At 58.5% G+C, this 15,916-nt stretch carries 15 protein-coding genes and 1 pseudogene; 11 read left to right on the top strand and 5 right to left on the bottom strand.

The window, feature by feature from the left end:
• Positions 1-7 precede the first annotated feature (7 nt).
• Genes IFT59_RS21225 through IFT59_RS21195 form a run of 7 tightly spaced genes read left to right on the top strand, consistent with a single transcriptional unit; the run spans position 8 to position 7,534 of the window.
• A complete protein-coding gene (locus tag IFT59_RS21225) occupies positions 8-880 on the top strand; it encodes an ABC transporter permease (protein ID WP_113165934.1) in 873 nt (290 codons plus the stop codon).
• A 17-nt stretch (positions 881-897) separates the two neighbouring features.
• A complete protein-coding gene (locus tag IFT59_RS21220; RefSeq protein ID WP_113165971.1) occupies positions 898-1,878 on the top strand; it encodes an ABC transporter ATP-binding protein in 981 nt (326 codons plus the stop codon).
• Positions 1,875-2,903, top strand: a complete 1,029-nt coding sequence (locus tag IFT59_RS21215) for an ABC transporter ATP-binding protein (RefSeq protein WP_113165935.1) — start codon at positions 1,875-1,877, stop codon at positions 2,901-2,903. Before IFT59_RS21220 ends, IFT59_RS21215 begins: the two co-directional genes overlap by 4 nt.
• Complete coding sequence (locus IFT59_RS21210) at positions 2,900-4,369, top strand: ABC transporter substrate-binding protein (protein WP_113165936.1); 1,470 nt, start codon at positions 2,900-2,902, stop codon at positions 4,367-4,369. The genes IFT59_RS21215 and IFT59_RS21210 overlap by 4 nt, the downstream gene beginning before the upstream one ends.
• Positions 4,366-5,826 carry an amidohydrolase family protein gene (locus IFT59_RS21205; RefSeq protein WP_113165937.1) on the top strand — a complete coding sequence of 487 codons (1,461 nt, stop codon included), beginning with the start codon at positions 4,366-4,368 and terminating at the stop codon, positions 5,824-5,826. Before IFT59_RS21210 ends, IFT59_RS21205 begins: the two co-directional genes overlap by 4 nt.
• Complete coding sequence (locus IFT59_RS21200; protein WP_113165938.1) at positions 5,823-6,752, top strand: dihydrodipicolinate synthase family protein; 930 nt, start codon at positions 5,823-5,825, stop codon at positions 6,750-6,752. Before IFT59_RS21205 ends, IFT59_RS21200 begins: the two co-directional genes overlap by 4 nt.
• Complete coding sequence (locus IFT59_RS21195; protein ID WP_192088217.1) at positions 6,752-7,534, top strand: SDR family oxidoreductase; 783 nt, start codon at positions 6,752-6,754, stop codon at positions 7,532-7,534. The genes IFT59_RS21200 and IFT59_RS21195 overlap by 1 nt, the downstream gene beginning before the upstream one ends.
• Before the next feature lie 305 nt (positions 7,535-7,839).
• Here the strand turns inward: IFT59_RS21195 and IFT59_RS21190 are convergent, their stop codons facing one another.
• The gene (locus IFT59_RS21190; protein ID WP_113165940.1) at positions 7,840-9,033 is read right to left on the bottom strand and encodes a saccharopine dehydrogenase family protein; all 1,194 of its coding nucleotides are present in this window, start codon (positions 9,031-9,033) and stop codon (positions 7,840-7,842) included.
• Between the two features lie 125 nt (positions 9,034-9,158).
• Between IFT59_RS21190 and IFT59_RS21185 the strand changes: the two genes are divergently transcribed.
• On the top strand, positions 9,159-9,590 hold the full coding sequence (locus IFT59_RS21185; protein WP_113165941.1) for an Lrp/AsnC family transcriptional regulator: 432 nt from the start codon (positions 9,159-9,161) through the stop codon (positions 9,588-9,590).
• A 227-nt stretch (positions 9,591-9,817) separates the two neighbouring features.
• Positions 9,818-10,111, top strand: coding sequence for a hypothetical protein (locus IFT59_RS21180; protein WP_113165942.1), 294 nt, complete (start codon positions 9,818-9,820; stop codon positions 10,109-10,111).
• Between the two features lie 175 nt (positions 10,112-10,286).
• Here IFT59_RS21180 and IFT59_RS21175 read toward each other — a convergent pair whose 3' ends face one another.
• Positions 10,287-10,673 (bottom strand): hypothetical protein, encoded by a 387-nt coding sequence (locus tag IFT59_RS21175; RefSeq protein ID WP_113165944.1) that lies wholly within the window; start codon positions 10,671-10,673, stop codon positions 10,287-10,289.
• 410 nt (positions 10,674-11,083) lie between these two features.
• Between IFT59_RS21175 and IFT59_RS21170 the strand changes: the two are divergent.
• A pseudogene (locus IFT59_RS21170) lies at positions 11,084-11,619 on the top strand (NUDIX hydrolase).
• Positions 11,620-11,797: 178 nt separating this feature from the next.
• Here IFT59_RS21170 and IFT59_RS21165 read toward each other — a convergent pair.
• The 3 genes from IFT59_RS21165 to IFT59_RS21155 are packed head-to-tail and all read right to left on the bottom strand — an operon-like array spanning position 11,798 to position 14,855.
• A complete protein-coding gene (locus IFT59_RS21165; protein WP_113165945.1) occupies positions 11,798-12,787 on the bottom strand; it encodes an ABC transporter substrate-binding protein in 990 nt (329 codons plus the stop codon).
• Positions 12,784-14,148: a sensor histidine kinase gene (locus IFT59_RS21160; RefSeq protein ID WP_249407685.1), complete on the bottom strand. Its 1,365-nt coding sequence runs from the start codon at positions 14,146-14,148 to the stop codon at positions 12,784-12,786. The genes IFT59_RS21165 and IFT59_RS21160 overlap by 4 nt, the downstream gene beginning before the upstream one ends.
• Before the next feature lie 26 nt (positions 14,149-14,174).
• A complete protein-coding gene (locus tag IFT59_RS21155) occupies positions 14,175-14,855 on the bottom strand; it encodes a response regulator transcription factor (RefSeq protein WP_113166044.1) in 681 nt (226 codons plus the stop codon).
• 92 nt (positions 14,856-14,947) lie between these two features.
• On the opposite strand from IFT59_RS21155, the gene phnD reads away from it, so the two are divergent.
• Positions 14,948-15,907, top strand: a complete 960-nt coding sequence (gene phnD / locus IFT59_RS21150) for a phosphate/phosphite/phosphonate ABC transporter substrate-binding protein (RefSeq protein WP_113166043.1) — start codon at positions 14,948-14,950, stop codon at positions 15,905-15,907.
• Positions 15,908-15,916: the final 9 nt, after the last annotated feature.

Here is a 15,916-nt window from a genome sequence, read left to right as displayed (position 1 = left end):
GGATCGCATGACCGGGTTCTTCTCTTCGGAATTCTTCTTTCACTACCGCCGAAATCTACCGGCGGTCTTCGGGAGCGCACTGCTCGCCTTCTTCGCCCTGCTTGCGACCCTCGGACCACTTCTCGTTTCCCAAGACCCCTACGACGTTTCACAGCTGGAACTGATGGACAGCTTCAAGCCCCCGGTATGGCTGGAGGGTGGCGATAGCAGATATCTGCTCGGGACAGATGGGCAGGGCCGCGACGTGCTCGCATCCATCGTATACGGCGCGCGGATCTCCGCCTTCATCGGCCTGGCCGCCATGATCTTCTCCTGCGTGATCGGGACGGCACTCGGCCTGATCTCCGGCTACTATGGCGGCATCGTCGACAGCATTATCATGCGCATCGCTGATATCCAGCTGTCGTTTCCCTCCATGCTGATTGCGCTCTTCCTAATGTCGGCCTTCGGGACCGGCATCGGCATGGTTCTGATCGCGCTCACCGCTGTCGGCTGGGTGGTTTACGCCCGCACCGTTCGCGGATCGACATTGAGCGAGATCCAGAAGGAATACATCCAGGCGGCCAAGGTGGCGGGCCTTGGAAACGGCGAGATCATCCTGCGCCACGTGCTGCCGAACGTCATGACGCCGCTCATCGTGGTTGCCACGATCCAGGTCGGCACCTTCATTCTGATCGAAGCTTCGCTGAGTTTCCTTGGTGTCGGCGTTCCGATCACCGAGCCTTCGCTAGGCCTGCTCGTCAAGGAGGGGTTCGATGTCCTTTTCTCGGGCATCTGGTGGACCTCTGCCTTTCCCGGGCTGTTCATCATGTTCCTCGTCTTCGGCATCAACCTGTTCGGCGATTTCCTGCGAGACGAACTCAATCCACGCCTGAGATGACGAAGGAGACGGTGACCATGGGTGAAGCACTTCTCGAAGTCCGGGATCTGAGAACGCATTTCCATACATTCGGCGGCGTGGTGAAAGCCGTGGACGGCGTCAGCTTCGACGTACGCCCGGGCGAGGTGGTCGGGCTCGTCGGTGAGTCCGGCGGCGGCAAATCCGTGATTGGCTTTTCCATTCTCGGCCTGATCGACCCGCCCGGACGGATCGAAGCCGGCAATATCCTCTTTGCCGGCGAAGACCTGACGCGCAAGAGCGAGGACCAGATGCGTGCGGTGCGCGGCGGCGAGATCGCCATGGTGTTCCAAGACCCCATGACGTCGCTCAACCCAGTCTACACGGTCGGACGCCAGATGGACGAAATGCTGCGCTTGCATACGGATCTCGATCAGAAAGCGCGACGTGCGCGCTGCATCGAGATGCTCGAGGATGTCGGCATCTCGGAGGCCGCCAGCCGCCTCTACGCCTACCCGCACCAGTTTTCTGGGGGTATGCGCCAGCGCGTTGTCATCGCCATTGCGCTGCTGGCTGGTTCCCGGCTGATCATAGCGGACGAACCCACCACGGCTCTTGATGTCACGGTCCAGGCCCAGATCTTGAAGCTCATGCGTCGCCAGATCGTCGAGCGCGGAGCGGCCATGATCCTCGTGACGCACGATCTCGCGGTTGTCTCCGAAATGGCGGACCGGGTCGTCGTGCTTTATTGCGGCAAGGTCGTGGAACGGGGGCTTACGAGCGAGATCATCCAGTCGCCTGCCCATCCCTATACGCGCGGTCTCTTGGACAGTATTCCGAAGATCACCGATCGCCGGAAACGCCTCAGCCAGATCCCCGGCACCGTGCCGGACATTCGCACCCTCGGGCATGGGTGCAGTTTCAGGGACCGGTGTTTCAGAGCCCAGGCCATTTGCTCGGCAGAAACGCCGACGCTCACCCCCGTACGCGGATCGCTCGATGCGGCATGCCACTTTCCCCTGGAGGAGACGGCGTTATGACAACCCCCGTGCTTGAAGTCCGAGGCCTGGTCAAAGCCTTTCCCGTGGGAGGCCTTTTCGATCGGCTACAGTTTGGAAAGGGAAAGCTTCTCGCTCCCCAGAAGCAATTGCGGGCGGTCAACGGTGTCGACCTCTCAATTGCGCCCGGCGAGGTGATGGCCCTGGTGGGCGAATCCGGCTGCGGCAAGTCGACCGTGGCAAAGACAATTGCACGGATCTACGAGCCGACATCAGGCGAGATCCGGATCGACGGCGAAGACATTTCCCGTATGCAATTTCGCGAAATGCGTCCGATCCGCCGCAAGCTGCAGATGATCTTCCAGGATCCTTATGCCTCTCTCGACCCGCGGCAGCGGGTCAGGGACATCGTGATGGAGCCAAGACGCGCTCAGGCCGAGGGCAAACTCAGCCGACGCGAACTCCATGACGAGGCCATTGCACTTCTGGCAAAGGTTGGCCTCAATTCCGAACAGGCCGGCCGCTACCCGCATCAGTTTTCGGGAGGTCAGCGGCAACGGATCGGCATCGCACGCGCATTGTCGGTCCGGCCAAAGATCATCATTGCCGACGAGCCCGTCTCGGCGCTCGACGTCTCGATCCAGGCACAGATCCTCAATCTGATGATGGATCTGCGCGACGAGTTCGGCCTCTCCTATCTGTTCGTCTCGCACGACCTCTCGGTGGTGCACCACATCGCCGACCGGATCGGTGTCATGTATCTCGGCTTCATGGTGGAGACGGCCAGCCGCGACCAATTGTTCAGCCAGCCGAAACATCCCTACACACAGGTTCTGCTTTCGGCCGCGCCGACCATCGACAAGTCGCTGGCAAAACCGAAGATCGAAATCGTCGGCGAAGTGCCAAGCGCACTGCGCCTGCCCTCCGGCTGCTGCTTCAGGACGCGCTGCCCCATGGCCTTCGATAGATGCGCGATAGAGCGTCCGGTTCTGACACCCCAGCCGGATGGCAGCGCCGTGGCATGCCACCTCCATGATCGGAATGATGCCGAAAGGAAAAGCCAGTGAGTTCGCCCGTCGTCATTGTCCAACCGCGCCTCGCCCTCGAAGATCCGCATGACTGCACCGATGCGAATGACACGCTGGCTGTCTTCGACGCCCTGTTCGACGGGCTAGTGCGCTATGGCAAGGATGGTGGCTACGTGCCAGCACTGGCAAGCTCCTGGGATGTCACACCGGACGCGCGACACTGGACATTCAGCCTGAGGGAAGGCTTGAACTTTCACGATGGCAGCCCCTGCGATGCGGCGGCCGTCTGCCAATCCCTGACGCGCATGGCCCGTGCTGACAAAGGCTACACGTTGGGGGCGCCCGGGGTGTGGCACCAGTATCTCGGCGACGCGGAGATTGAGGCGGTCGATCCCATGACAGTCGCGATCCGCCTGTCGAAGCCAATCGCCGATCTCCTTGACATCGTGGTTTACGGCTACGTGGTCGCTCCCTCAGCATTGGACCGCTACGAGGCGGGAGACACGTCAAAGCCGGTCGGTACAGGCCCGTATCACCTGATTTCCTACGAACCAGGCCATGCCCTACACCTCCAACGTTTCGAGGGCTGGCATGGCGAGCGACCAGCCAATGCTGAACTGACATTCCGCCTGGAACCGAACCGCGACACGCGGCTGGAGATGCTGATCTCCGGCCAAGCCCAGGTGGCAAACAGCCTCGACTACGAAGCCTCCAAGTCGCTCGAGGACACAGGCCAGCATACGCGGGTCACATCGCTCGTGCCCGTCGCCATCATCTATCTCTTCAATGCCTTCAAGGGGCCGCTCACCGACAGCCGCGTTCGCCGCGCGCTCAATCTGGCGATCGACCGCCAGGCCCTGATCGATCGAGTGGTCGCAGGTGCCGCAAAGCCACTGACCGGCTTCGTCAGCCCGGTTCATTTCGGCAGCCTGCCGTCAGAGTATCTGCGCCCTGATCAGGATCTGGCGAAAACGCTCCTTGCCGAGGCCGGATTTGCCGAAGGCATGACCATCGATGTCGATTGCCCGACACGCCTTCCCGATGAAGCCGAGGCACTAACGGCCGCTCTTGCCGAGCAGCTTGCCGCAATTGGGGTGACGCTGAACGTTCACCTCCACTCGGACCGCGAAGCCTATGCGCATGGCGTCCGCCTGAAGCAGGTGCGCGACATGTGCGTCTTCGATTCCAGCCCCTTGAGCACCTTCCGCATCCTCGCCGAGAAGATCGATCACAGAGCCCAAGGCTCCTGGTGGCTGGGCTTTCACAATGCCGAGGCCGAAGACTTGCTCGACGCGGGGCGTGCAACTGTTGATCCGAATGAACGTGCGGAGATCTTCGAGAAGGCCTGCCGCGCGCTGCAAGTGGATCCCCCATGGCTCTATCTCTACAATCCGCTGAGGGTGACAGGCCTGTCTGGCTCATGGCCAAACTGGCGCATGCGCCAGGATTGCGTGCTCGACGTGACGCGGCTCCCTGACTTCCAGTCCGGGAAATCAGCATCATGAGGCGCGTCGACCTGATCATCAGCGGCGGCACGGTCCTGACCATGGACGGCAATCGCCGCGTGCTCGACAAGGGTGCGGTCGCGGTTCTTAACGATCGCATCGTCGCGGTCGGGCATGCGGACGAGATTGCCAGAGAATACCAGGCCGAGCGCCATATCGACGCCCAAGGCAAGGTGGTGATGCCCGGCATGATCGACGTCCATGCCCATGCCGGCCACGGTCTGATCAAGACCATGGGCATGGAGAAAGGCAATCACTGGGAAGAGATTTGCAACGCTGCCTATACTGTCGGTTCGACACCGGAATTCTGGTTTGCGGAGGGGCGGCTTGCAGCCCTTGAGCGGCTGCGCTTCGGCGTCACCACCGGCGTTTCGCTTCTCGGTGGCGGCGACACGATCATGCGGACGGATGACGTCGCCTATGGGAGCGCCCATTGCGAGGGCGTCGCGGCAGTCGGCACGCGCTCGGTAGTAGCCGTCGGACCGACACGCCCCCCGCATCCGCGAACCTATGCATCCTGGCAGGACGGCGCGGCATCAGAACGACCGGTGAGCTTCGAGGAGCAGTTTGCCGTCAGCCGCAAACTCATTGACCTGTGGCACGGGCGCGGACGATTGAAGATCGCTTTGCTCACCCCCGTCCTGCGTGACGAGCACCAGCGCGACATGTCGGCTGCAGACTATGAAGCCGCCGTCGCCCAGACTAAGGCCGTGCGGGCACTCTCGCGCGAGGCGGGCCTGGTGTTCACGCAGGATGGTCACTGGAAGGGCTCCGTCTCCCGCGCCGAAAAGCTCAGCATCCTCGGACCGGATGCGTTGTTGTCTCATGCCATCGACATCACACCTGAAGAAATCCGCATCATCGCCGATACCGGCACCCGCATTGCCCATAACCCCAGCGCCATCGCCTCCATCCTTGGCCGTTGCCCGGCGATCGAATTGATCGAGGCCGGCGCTGTGGTCGCCATCGGCTCTGATGCAACCGCGCCGGACCGATCGGCGGACATGTTCCGGCATATGCAGCAATGCATGCATTATCACCGCACGCATTTTCGCGATCCCTCGGTCCTGCCTCCCGGCAAGGCGCTCGAAATGGTGACAATCGATGCGGCGATCGCCCTGGGGCTCGACCGGGACCTTGGCTCCCTCGAGGTCGGCAAGAAGGCCGACATCGTGGTGGTCGACATGAAGCGCCCTCACCTCGCGCCCTACCAGATGCCGATCTTCCGCCTGGCCTATTTCGCCAATGGCAATGACGTCGACACCGTCGTGATCGACGGGCAGATCCTGCTCGAAGGTGGCCGCCCGCTGCTGACTGACCTCGATGAGGTCGTCGCAGAAGCCGATAGGCAAGCCCGGTTGCTGATCGAGCGCATGGGCCTCGAAAACATGATCGGCCAGCCTGAAGGCTTTTTTGGCCATGCACGATATCCGAAACATCAAGGAGACAGCCAATGATGAGGCTGAATGAAGAGGCAAGAGGCGTCTACGCCATAGCCCTCACCCCCTTCACGGAGACGGGTGACCTCGACCTGGACAGCACGGACCGCATGGTCGATTTCTACCTTGAACGCGGCGCGACGGGGCTGACCGTGCTTGGAATGATGGGCGAAGCGCAGAAGCTCACCATCGAGGAATCGCAGACCTATGTCCGACGTATCCTTCGCAGGGTCGACGGCCGCGTGCCGGTTGTGGCAGGTGTCTCTGCTGCGGGCTTTGCCCAGATGCAGGCTCTGACTTCGATGGTCATGGATGATGGTGCGGCCGGCGTGATGATTGCTCCGCCCTCGTCCCTGCGTAACGATCAGCAGATCGTCACCTACTACAAGCAGGCGGCAGAGTTCATCGGCGATACGCCTTTCGTGCTGCAGGATTTCCCGCTCGTCACGAGCGTCACCATCCCCGTCTCCGTCATCCAGACGATCATCGATCAGATCCCGACCTGCGTCTGCCTCAAACACGAGGACTGGCCCGGTCTTTCCAAGATTACCGCACTAAGGACCGCCTCGGAGACGTCCGGCAAGAGGCGCATATCAATCCTGTGCGGCAATGGTGGCGTCTTCCTGCCCGAGGAGATGGCGCGCGGGGCAGACGGCGCCATGACAGGCTTCGCCTATCCGGAGATGATGCGTGACGTCGTCCTCCACCATGAGCGCGGCGATGCCGAGCGCGCCCAGGATATCTTCGACGCCTATCTCCCCCTCGCCCGTTACGAACAGCAACCCGGCCTCGGCCTTTCCATCCGGAAATACATCATGGCGAAACGTGGCGCGATCGCGACGCCGACACTGCGCAAGCCGGGAGGAGCCCTTTCTCCGGCCGATGTCAGCGAGATCGAGCGCCTCGTCGCGCGGCAGGACAGAAGACTGAAGGAGCTCGGCTGATGGAACTCGGGTTGAAAAACAAAACCGCTCTCGTGATAGGTGCAAGCCGCGGACTGGGTGCCGCGATCGCCCGCGGGCTCGCCGAAGAGGGTGTGACAGTCCATGCCGCCGCCCGCAACACCTCGGCCATCTCGGAGTGGGCTTCCAAGCTCGCACCGACGTCAGGTACCGTGATCCCGCTCCAGCTCGATCTCTCCGACATCGACAGCGTGAATGAGACAAATGCCTCTCTTGTTGCGGCAGGGGGTGTCGACATCCTCGTCAACAATTCTGGCGGCCCTCCGCCAGCTGCAGCCCTTGATGCAAAACGGACGGACTGGCTCAATCATTTCGAGACGATGGCCGCCAACATCTTCCATCTGACCACCGGTCTTTTGCCCGGTATGCGACAAAGACGCTGGGGGCGGATCATATCGGTCGCGTCCTCAGGGGTGGAGCAGCCGATCGCCAGGCTGGCGCTGTCCAATGGTATTCGCTCGGCCCTGATTGGCTGGTCGAAGACGCTTGCTGCGGAAGTGGCCGCAGACGGCGTTACCGTGAACGTCCTCCTTCCGGGGCGCATTCACACACAAAGGGTAGACGAACTCGATGCAGCCGCAGCCACTCACTCAAGCAAGAGTGTTAAGGAGATTGCCGCCGTATCCGCAGCCGGCATTCCGGCTGGACGCTACGGACGACCGGAGGAATTCGCCGCCGTTGCCGTTTTCCTCGCCTCCGAGCCCGCCTCATACGTGACGGGAAGCAAGATCAGAGTGGATGGCGGGGCCATCAGATCCGTCTGAAGCCGGATTAAGCAAAACGGACGGACATCAAATGGTCCGTCCGAAACTCCCTCGCCCCGAGCACGACATGCCATCGGATATGCAAGGCTTCGGCAGATGAATGGATCAGGCAGTCAGAGGATCCGCCATCTCCACATTGTGAAAGGTTTTGTGCGCTGGCCCGTGATGTTGGGATCAATAGAGGCAGTACGCATTCCAAGTAGTGCGCGGTCCTGCGGTGCTCATCAAGCGGCCCTGCGGACTTGAATACCTCGTAAATCACAAAGCTGTGGGGGCGCACAAGCGGATAGCCTTGGGTTGTGGGGCTACGGAAGGACCCGCCCGATCTCCGGCAGACTGGCGTGCCGCGCAAGTCCTAAAACGGCAGCGTCCTTCAGCTCCGGAAGGGTTTCAAAGCCTTTGCTACTTTCAATGCTCGAAGATCTATGCGCGTACATTTGTCCAAAACGATTTGACAGGAAGGCGCCAAGTCTGATCTCTTCCTGCCGGACAAACCCAGACGCCGGCAGCTGACCTTCAGCCAGCAAATCGAGCACCGCTGAAATACCTGCAGCGGTGGTGATCTGGATGGCGCTCATCCTGTGGCCTGCCACCGTCCCAGCATAGATTTTGTTGGCATAGGTCTCCTGAAGATATCGCCCGTCCCTCCAGCCGCAAACGGTAACGAAGATCACGACGACATCCTGATTGGTCGCTGGTAGAGCGTTCTCGAAAAGGTCCTTCAGCACGTCACGGCGGTTGCGCAAATTGAAATCGTTGAGAAGAGCCTTCACGATCGCCTGATGGCCCGGGTAGCGGATGGTGCGATAGTTCATTGTACGCACCTTGCCCTCTAGGGTCTTTGCCAAGGTCCCAAGACCACCAGAGGTATTAAACGCTTCGTAGGTCACTCCGTCGAGCGAAAACTCCTCCCGCTCCTCCATTGCTGGAACCGAGATTAAGCGCCCCTCAACTACAGCCTCGCAGGGCTCGATGTACTCGTTGATCAGTCCGTCCGTGCTCCAGGTGAGATTGTAGTTTAGAGCGTTTGAGGGATACTGCGGCAATGCGCCTACACGCATGCGCACGCTGTCGAGCGTATCAAACCGGCCTGCAAGATCGGCCGCGACGATAGAGATGAAGCCGGGTGCAAGACCACATTGAGGAATCAGTGCTGACTTTGCTTGCTCAGCGAGGCTTTCTACCCTGCGGGTGGTTGTCACGTCTTCCGTCAGATCGAGATAGTGAGTACCTGCGTCAACTGCAGCTTTTGCCACGAGACCGGTTAAATGGAAAGGTGCAGCAGACAAAACTGCAAATTTGCCCGTGAGAAGAGATACGAGACTGGTGTGATCTTTGATATCAACGAGGGACGTTGTGATCCCGCCAAGTGAATTGAAGCCTACGAGTTGAGCATCATTCGCATCGGTTAATGTGACTTGATAATCCTTCGTGGCTGCCAACATGCGAGCAACCGCACCGCCAATTTTTCCCGCGCCGACAATAACAATCTGCTTCATTTGAAACCCATGCCTCCGAATTCGCTGTCAGACAGACACTCTTATGAGGCACCTCCGATTCATAGCGGCAAAATCAACGAAATACGGTATCAATTTGTGCAAATCGACTGGAGGATCTGTACGGAATGCAAGTGACTGCGAAAGATCGCGAGCTTCTTGGCCTGCTCGCTGAAAATGCCCGAATGGCTGTGGCAACACTGGCAAGGCGGCTGGGGCTATCGCGCACCACCGTGCAAGCCCGTTTGGACAGGCTGGAAAGAGAAGGCGTCATTGCAGGCTATAGCGTGCGGCTTTCAGACGAGTATCTTTCAGGGCTGATCCGCGCCCATGTGCTGATCACCATTGCCCCAAAAGCACTTGCTGCCGTTACTGTAGAACTTGAAGCGATACAGGAAGTTCGATCACTGCATTCGGTGAATGGGCTCTACGATCTGATTGCCGTTATCGCCTCGCCGTCCATCGCCCATCTGGACCGGCTGATTGACCTTATTGGGGAACTGCCTGGCGTGGAGCGCACGCTTTCCTCCATCATCCTCTCCGACCGGATTGTACGTTGAAGATGTGGCGTGCAGAGAACGCTACGACCCTTGCCTGACTTCTAAACCGCGCCGGGTTCGCCGGAGGCTCCAACTTCTGAGAAAGTCGAGCGATCATGAGCAAGACAACTAACAAGTTTTCACCTGAAGTCCGTCAACATGCCATTCGTATGGTGCTGGATCGCGAAGCCGAGCACCTTCGCGGTGCTTCGGTCTTCTAAAGGCCTTTCGTCGGTGATGAGGAAGGCGTGCTCGAGATCATCGAGCGCGCCAAGGCGGCGGGCTATGCCTACATATGCGCCACCTATTCGCCGATCCGGCAATGGCGGGAACGAATGATGGAAGACCGGTTCTCGCTTCGTTACGAGGTCTCGCCCTCGAACTTCGGTACTGGCAAGTCGGATCCCGCAGCGACGCTGGAATTGCTGCAGCGCGAATTTCGTTTAATGCTCGGTCATCTCGAGTGTTCGTCGGTCGACGAACTTTCGACCAATGTACTTGAAGAGCAGCCGCACAATTTGATGTTCCGAGCCTCCGATTAGCTGTTGTATCGCCTTGAACCAATTCGAACCAACGACCCGGTCGAGAGCTGGTCGTTATCCGCTAAGGTGTATGGTCTAGTTGGCTTCACGTCGGAATCGTACTCAAGAAGCTCTGCGATCATGTTGCCAGCGAAAGGCAGCTCTAGTCCAATGTCCTCTTGGAGATCTCGGTGGCTCATCCATGAGTGCGATCGACTAGAGCCATAATGACCATCCCCGCTGCTACGCCGGCTGCGAACAGGCTCAGTCCAAGAGTAACACTCTTGGCTGACAGTCGCCTCGGCTTGGAGACACCTGTATGGGCTTCATTTACAGCTGAGGCCTCAAGCTTGTTGTCTTCCTGTATCTGCTCTCGGGATGGTCGGGGCTCCCGGGCAGCCGGTTGCGTGACTTCCGAGGCCGGGACGTTGGCGACCGTCACCTGCCGAATATTTTCTTCATCGTATTTCACGGTGAATCCTACGGCGCCATCTGACTTCAACTTCGTGAGAACTTTCCGAGCTGCTTCGACTTCATCCGCGCCTTCCATGAGCGACGTCTGGGTGACGAGGTAATATGGCATGCGGGACTGCCTCCTATTCGCGCGATTGCAGTGTGATCGAGCAGAACGACTTGCGCCGTCAAGGGCACCGCAGCCTTGCTACCCCTGCTCCTCTTCCGAAATCGACGAGCAGGCAATGAGCGAGCCGCCGCCGACCGAGCTGCGGCGCGTTGCGCGCTGATCAGCAATGAAACGCGCGCGAGGCGGAAGGTGACCCTTTGCAAAGCCAAGTTCGACCCCAATATCAGCACGGCGTCCAAGACCTCGTCACATTTTGCAGCGTTACCACTCCCCTCATCGCAGCCACAGATCCAGATACGTCAAGTTAGACAATCATTGCCAGCGCGGGCGACTAAAGGCCGCCGTCACCAGGCCGTCATAAAAGTGGACATCGCGCTGGAAACTATCGCGAAAAGTCGGCATCTAGGGGAATGAAGTCTGTCAAGAACGCGTCCAAGCAATCACCTTTCAAGCCGCAAACTCTGCTGCAGCAGTTAGCCCAGATGCCGGACAAGCTGTTCAATGGCAAGTTCAGGCAGCAATATGCAGCACTCTGCTATCGGCACGCGTCTGACCGCGAAGGCATAGAGATACTCGTCATCACCTCGCGCGACAGCGGTCGCTGGGTCATTCCTAAGGGCTGGCCTATGAAAAAAAGAAACCCCATGAGGCCGCGGAGATTGAGGCATGGCAGGAAGCGGGCGTACGTGGCCGGGTCAAGAAAAAGCCGATTGGTAGTTACACATACTTGAAATGGCTCGCCAACGGCGACGTTGCGCCGTGCGTGGTTGAAGTTTACGAAATCGAGGTGGAGGAAGCTGCATCTGACTACAAGGAGCGTGGTCAGCGCGCGCTGGAATGGGTTTCTCCCGACGAAGCTGCTCGGCGAGTTCGAGAAGTGGAGCTGAAATCCTTGCTCGTCGATTTCAAGCCGCGGCGTAAATCTGCGACATCCACTGCAAAGTAAGTGGTCATCCGCTGGACGAAGACTACGCCGTGATCGGATGCGAGCCAGAGACCGTCGGGGCTGCACCATAGGACGTAGTTATCCAAAGCCGCGGCTTATGGACTTGATAGGAACCGAACTTGACCGTCTGCACCGTGCACGGATTAGTTTGCGTCTGCCACTTCATTGATAGGTTAGGCTAGTTCACGAGCATCTGGAACCATAGGTCGAGGAATTTGCTGCGCTTAATCGTGTCGCGATACACCATGAGCTCGGGTCCGAGTTCGATCCTTTGGAGACCATCGAGGCGTATGATGTCGGCGGGATATCTGAATCCCGCCGCGGACAGTCCCGGCATGATTTCTGGCGAATAGAGCGCATGAAGGACGGTGCGCGCACCGTTGAGGTTCGCTGCTCCCTTCGGCATCAACACGGTCCACGGAACGCCTAGCACGTAGTCCTGCGGCACCACTACCTGCACGCCATCTGGCATAGCTTCGCCAGACGAAAGGACGGAAAGCGGGACATTGTAGAGGACATCGACCTCGCCGCTCCGAAATGCCCCCATAAGATCTTCTGGCGTATCATAAATCCTAGCTTGGGCAGCGCCGAACGCCTGCATTAGTCTCCAATAAAGAGACGTGCGTATTAAGTCCTGCGAAGCAAGCAAATAGCTCACATCATCTATGCCAATGTTGACGATGCCAACACGGCGCGAGAACCTGCCGCTATTTTGTTCTAGGGTGCGTACAAGCTCTATGCGAGTTCGGGGCATCCGATCAGGAAATGCATTCTGGCGAAGGACCATAACGGCAGGATCCGACCAATAACTAAATACCTCATGGCGCCACTGCGAGTCAGCGAGGGCGGCGGCCGTTCCGTCAGAGGCAACATAACCTTCGTTAGCCACCGAGACCGCGATGTCTGGAGACGAAAAGATGGCTATGTCGAACGGCGCATTTAAGCGTTTCGCTTCTGTGGCAATCTGCGCGGACGGAAGTCGCACGTAAGACAAATCCGCGCCGGGTAAACGGGCGGCAAGCGCCGTCATCAAAGGTGCTATTCGCGCTTCGGCGACGGTGCCAGCGATCCGGGCAGTCAGGGCCTGCCCAAGGGCCGACGAAGCTAAAAAGCACGTCAAAAATAAGATGGGTAAGGCAGTTCGCAGCGCCAGTGTACGGGACATCATATGCTCACTTCCTCAGCTGCAACCGGAAGGATCACCTCAACGACAAGGCCTCCACCGTCGCGGTCGGCTACAGAAATTACGCCGCCAAAGGCCACGGTGATATCTTTTGCAATAGCGAGACCAAGACCTGTTCCCGGATGTCGTGAACCCGCGCGCGCGAAGCGCTGAAAGACCTTGTGCTTAGAATCATCCGGTATGCCCGGCCCCCGATCCATTACCAGCAAGACCGCACCTTTCTCGGAAACGGCAAGCTTTACAAACGTTGGCCCTGGCGCGTGGATAAATGCGTTCTCGATGACGTTCCGCACCATTTCGCGCAGGACAACAGCTTCCGCAACGACTAGAACAGGGTCCTCTTGGATTTCGAGGATAAGTGAGTGGAGCAGATTGGCATAAGAACTCTCCGCACGGAGCATCTGCAGGGCGTCGGCGACGGTATGGCCAAAATTAACAATCTCTCGTTCTTGCGTTTCAAGTCGATGCATTGTCGTTGCATCGGAAAGCAACATGGTCGCAAGTAGTCCCGCTTCGCGCGCATTGTGATGGATTCGCGAGAGGCGATGCCGCATTTGTGGATCTTGCGCCTCGTCAAGGCCAACCTCAGCCTGCGCCTGGATAGCAGCAAGTGGCGTGCGAAGCTGATGCGCAGCGTCTGCGGTGACACGCTTGATTCCATCTAGCACCGCTCCTAGGCGATCCATGAATTCATTTAGCGCCGAAACAAGTGCAGATATCTCAACCGGGACCTCCTGGTCGATGCGGCCCAGATCCGATGGGCGGCGAGCGCGCAAATTGCTCTCGATCACGCGAAGCGGCAAGAAGGCGGATCGCACCGAAACAAGGATGAGTCCGCCGGACACAAGCGCGATCGCAACGGCCGGAAGAATTCCGTTGAAGGTCAACTGCCTGGCTAGCTCTTGGCGCGCTTCGCGTGTTTCCGCCACCATAATACCGACCCACCCACCCGATCCCGTCGCTGTATCGGCCCGATAGCGCTGGACGGAGGCTATGCGTACTGGATCTCCACGATACATCGAGTCATGAAGATGCAAATGCTCATCATGTGCGATCTCTATGTCCAGTGCCAGGATCGGCGATCCGGTCACGAGACTGCCATCTGGTGCCGTGATCCTATAAAACACTCGATTGAGACGAGACGTACCGAGTATGGCGAAAGCGGAATACGGAATGTCCACCGTAACGGAGCCTTCCTCAATCCCGACCGTGTCGGCAATCGACAGGGCTGAGGCTGTCAGAACTCGATCAAAAGCTTCGTCGGCAGCGCGCCTTGCGTAGGCGCCAACTGTCAGCGCTAGCACGCTTCCGATTACCAAGAAAAGACAGGCGGTGGTGATAAGCAACCGCCTTTCAATCGAGCCTCGAACCATCAGGTAACCGCTTCGATCTTGGCGCGAAGCATGTATCCTACCCCACGATGCGTGACGATCTCAACATCCACGGGTTCCAGCTTCTTGCGTACACGTGATACCAAGAGTTCGACAGCATTGGGCGTTCCAATGTCCTCATGGCCAAATAATTTTAGGTAAAGACGATCTTTGCTAACGGTATTGCCCGTATGAGAAGCGAGCGTTTCGAGCACCTCAAACTCTCGCCGCCCGAGATCAAGTGGCCTGCCATCCGCCCTTGCTGCTCTTGAGGTCAGATCAACTTCCAGCAAACCAATACGGATGAGCGACTTGGCAATCCCTTGGTGTCGGCGCGTGACCGCTCTCAGTCGCGCCTCGAGCTCGCCGAGTGCGAACGGCTTGACGACATAGTCGTCGGCACCAAGATCCAGCAGGCTGATCTTGTCGTCTAGTTGGTTTCTGGCCGTAATGACAAGGACGGGCGTCAGCGAGTTACGGTCCCGCATGTGCATCATGACGTCGAATCCGCTTCGGCCGGGAAGGTTGATATCAAGGACCACCACATCGAACTCGCCATATATCGCCAGTTCTTCGCCTAAAATACCGTCATGCGCCAAGGTCACATGGTGTCCAGCCCGCACGAGTTTCGATTCAATTGCCTCGGCAATGTCAATGGAATCTTCTATAATCAAGACACGCATGAGGTGACAGGACTCTGACAGTAAATTCGGAATACTATTCATCCTACAGGACGTTGCCGAACGCGAGACGGTAAATTTCTTTGGGAGGAGAAATGAAACACAACATTATCGTTGTGTGCGCAGCGCTGGCCACTTCATTGTGGGCCGGCAGTGCCGTGACACAAGCAGGGCTGTGCGAACATAGCGGAACTTTAGATGCGGCATACTGCGATGCCAATGGTGACCTCGTCGCCGACCCGCCGACCGACAAGTCAAAGCTCCGCGATCCTGATAGCTTGGTATGGGCTTTCGCCCCCATCGAAGACCCCGCCGTCTACGCTCAACTGTTTCGCCCGTTTACGAAACATCTCTCGGCCTGCCTTAAGCGCCAAATCGTCTACTATCCCGTGCAGTCGGCTTCGGCGGAGATCGCAGCCATGAAGACCGGTCGGCTTCATTTCGCTGGCTTTTCCACAGGTCCCACCGTTAAAGCAGTCAATGAGGCTGGTGCCGTTCCCTTTGCTGCGAAGGGACAAGGTGGCGCAATTCGCGGCTATCGTCTCGTCGCCATCGTGCGTTCGGATTCTCCTTTCTTCACAATGGCAGATCTGAAGGGCAAGCGAATTGCCCACGTCTCTGTCGCCTCCAACTCGGGCAACTTGGCCCCTCGTGCACTCTTTCCAACAACAGGCCTCAGGCCGGAAACGGACTACCGACCAATTATGTCCGGCGCGCATGACAAGTCAGTTATGGGAGTGCTGTCTGGAGACTACGACATGGCGGCGGTCGCGTCGGACGTTCTTGAACGTCTGGTTGAGCGCGGCGCAATCGAGCGTACGTCTATCCGCATCCTTTATGAAAGCCCTCTTTTCCCGACTGCGGCCTTTGCTTACGCTCACGACCTCGATCCTAAATTGGTGGATCAGTTGAAAGGATGCTTCTTTTCCTTTGTATTTCCACCAGACATGACTGTGGCGTTCAACGGCGACGAACAGTTCGTTCCCGTCCGATACGACGAGGTTTGGCGAACGGTGCGGGCCGTGACTGACGCAGTCGGCGTCCTGCCCGACTGAAGACCAAAT

The organism is Rhizobium sp. CFBP 8752, from assembly GCF_014842035.1.
Classification (GTDB): Bacteria; Pseudomonadota; Alphaproteobacteria; order Rhizobiales; family Rhizobiaceae; genus Neorhizobium; species Neorhizobium soli.
Note: the sequence above shows the minus strand (reverse complement) of the source record. Positions and strands in the feature narration are given on the sequence as shown.

Excerpts from the sequence above, each read along its gene's own strand:
- IFT59_RS21225 (WP_113165934.1), top strand. The coding sequence starts at position 8 with ATGACCGGGTTCTTCTCTTCGGAATTCTTCTTTCACTACCGCCGAAAT.
- IFT59_RS21220 (WP_113165971.1), top strand. The coding sequence starts at position 898 with ATGGGTGAAGCACTTCTCGAAGTCCGGGATCTGAGAACGCATTTCCAT.
- IFT59_RS21215 (WP_113165935.1), top strand. The coding sequence starts at position 1,875 with ATGACAACCCCCGTGCTTGAAGTCCGAGGCCTGGTCAAAGCCTTTCCC.
- IFT59_RS21205 (WP_113165937.1), top strand. The coding sequence starts at position 4,366 with ATGAGGCGCGTCGACCTGATCATCAGCGGCGGCACGGTCCTGACCATG.
- IFT59_RS21200 (WP_113165938.1), top strand. The coding sequence starts at position 5,823 with ATGATGAGGCTGAATGAAGAGGCAAGAGGCGTCTACGCCATAGCCCTC.
- IFT59_RS21195 (WP_192088217.1), top strand. The coding sequence starts at position 6,752 with ATGGAACTCGGGTTGAAAAACAAAACCGCTCTCGTGATAGGTGCAAGC.
- IFT59_RS21190 (WP_113165940.1), bottom strand. The coding sequence starts at position 9,033 with ATGAAGCAGATTGTTATTGTCGGCGCGGGAAAAATTGGCGGTGCGGTT.
- IFT59_RS21185 (WP_113165941.1), top strand. The coding sequence starts at position 9,159 with ATGCAAGTGACTGCGAAAGATCGCGAGCTTCTTGGCCTGCTCGCTGAA.
- IFT59_RS21175 (WP_113165944.1), bottom strand. The coding sequence starts at position 10,673 with ATGCCATATTACCTCGTCACCCAGACGTCGCTCATGGAAGGCGCGGAT.
- IFT59_RS21165 (WP_113165945.1), bottom strand. The coding sequence starts at position 12,787 with ATGATGTCCCGTACACTGGCGCTGCGAACTGCCTTACCCATCTTATTT.
- IFT59_RS21155 (WP_113166044.1), bottom strand. The coding sequence starts at position 14,855 with ATGCGTGTCTTGATTATAGAAGATTCCATTGACATTGCCGAGGCAATT.
- phnD (WP_113166043.1), top strand. The coding sequence starts at position 14,948 with ATGAAACACAACATTATCGTTGTGTGCGCAGCGCTGGCCACTTCATTG.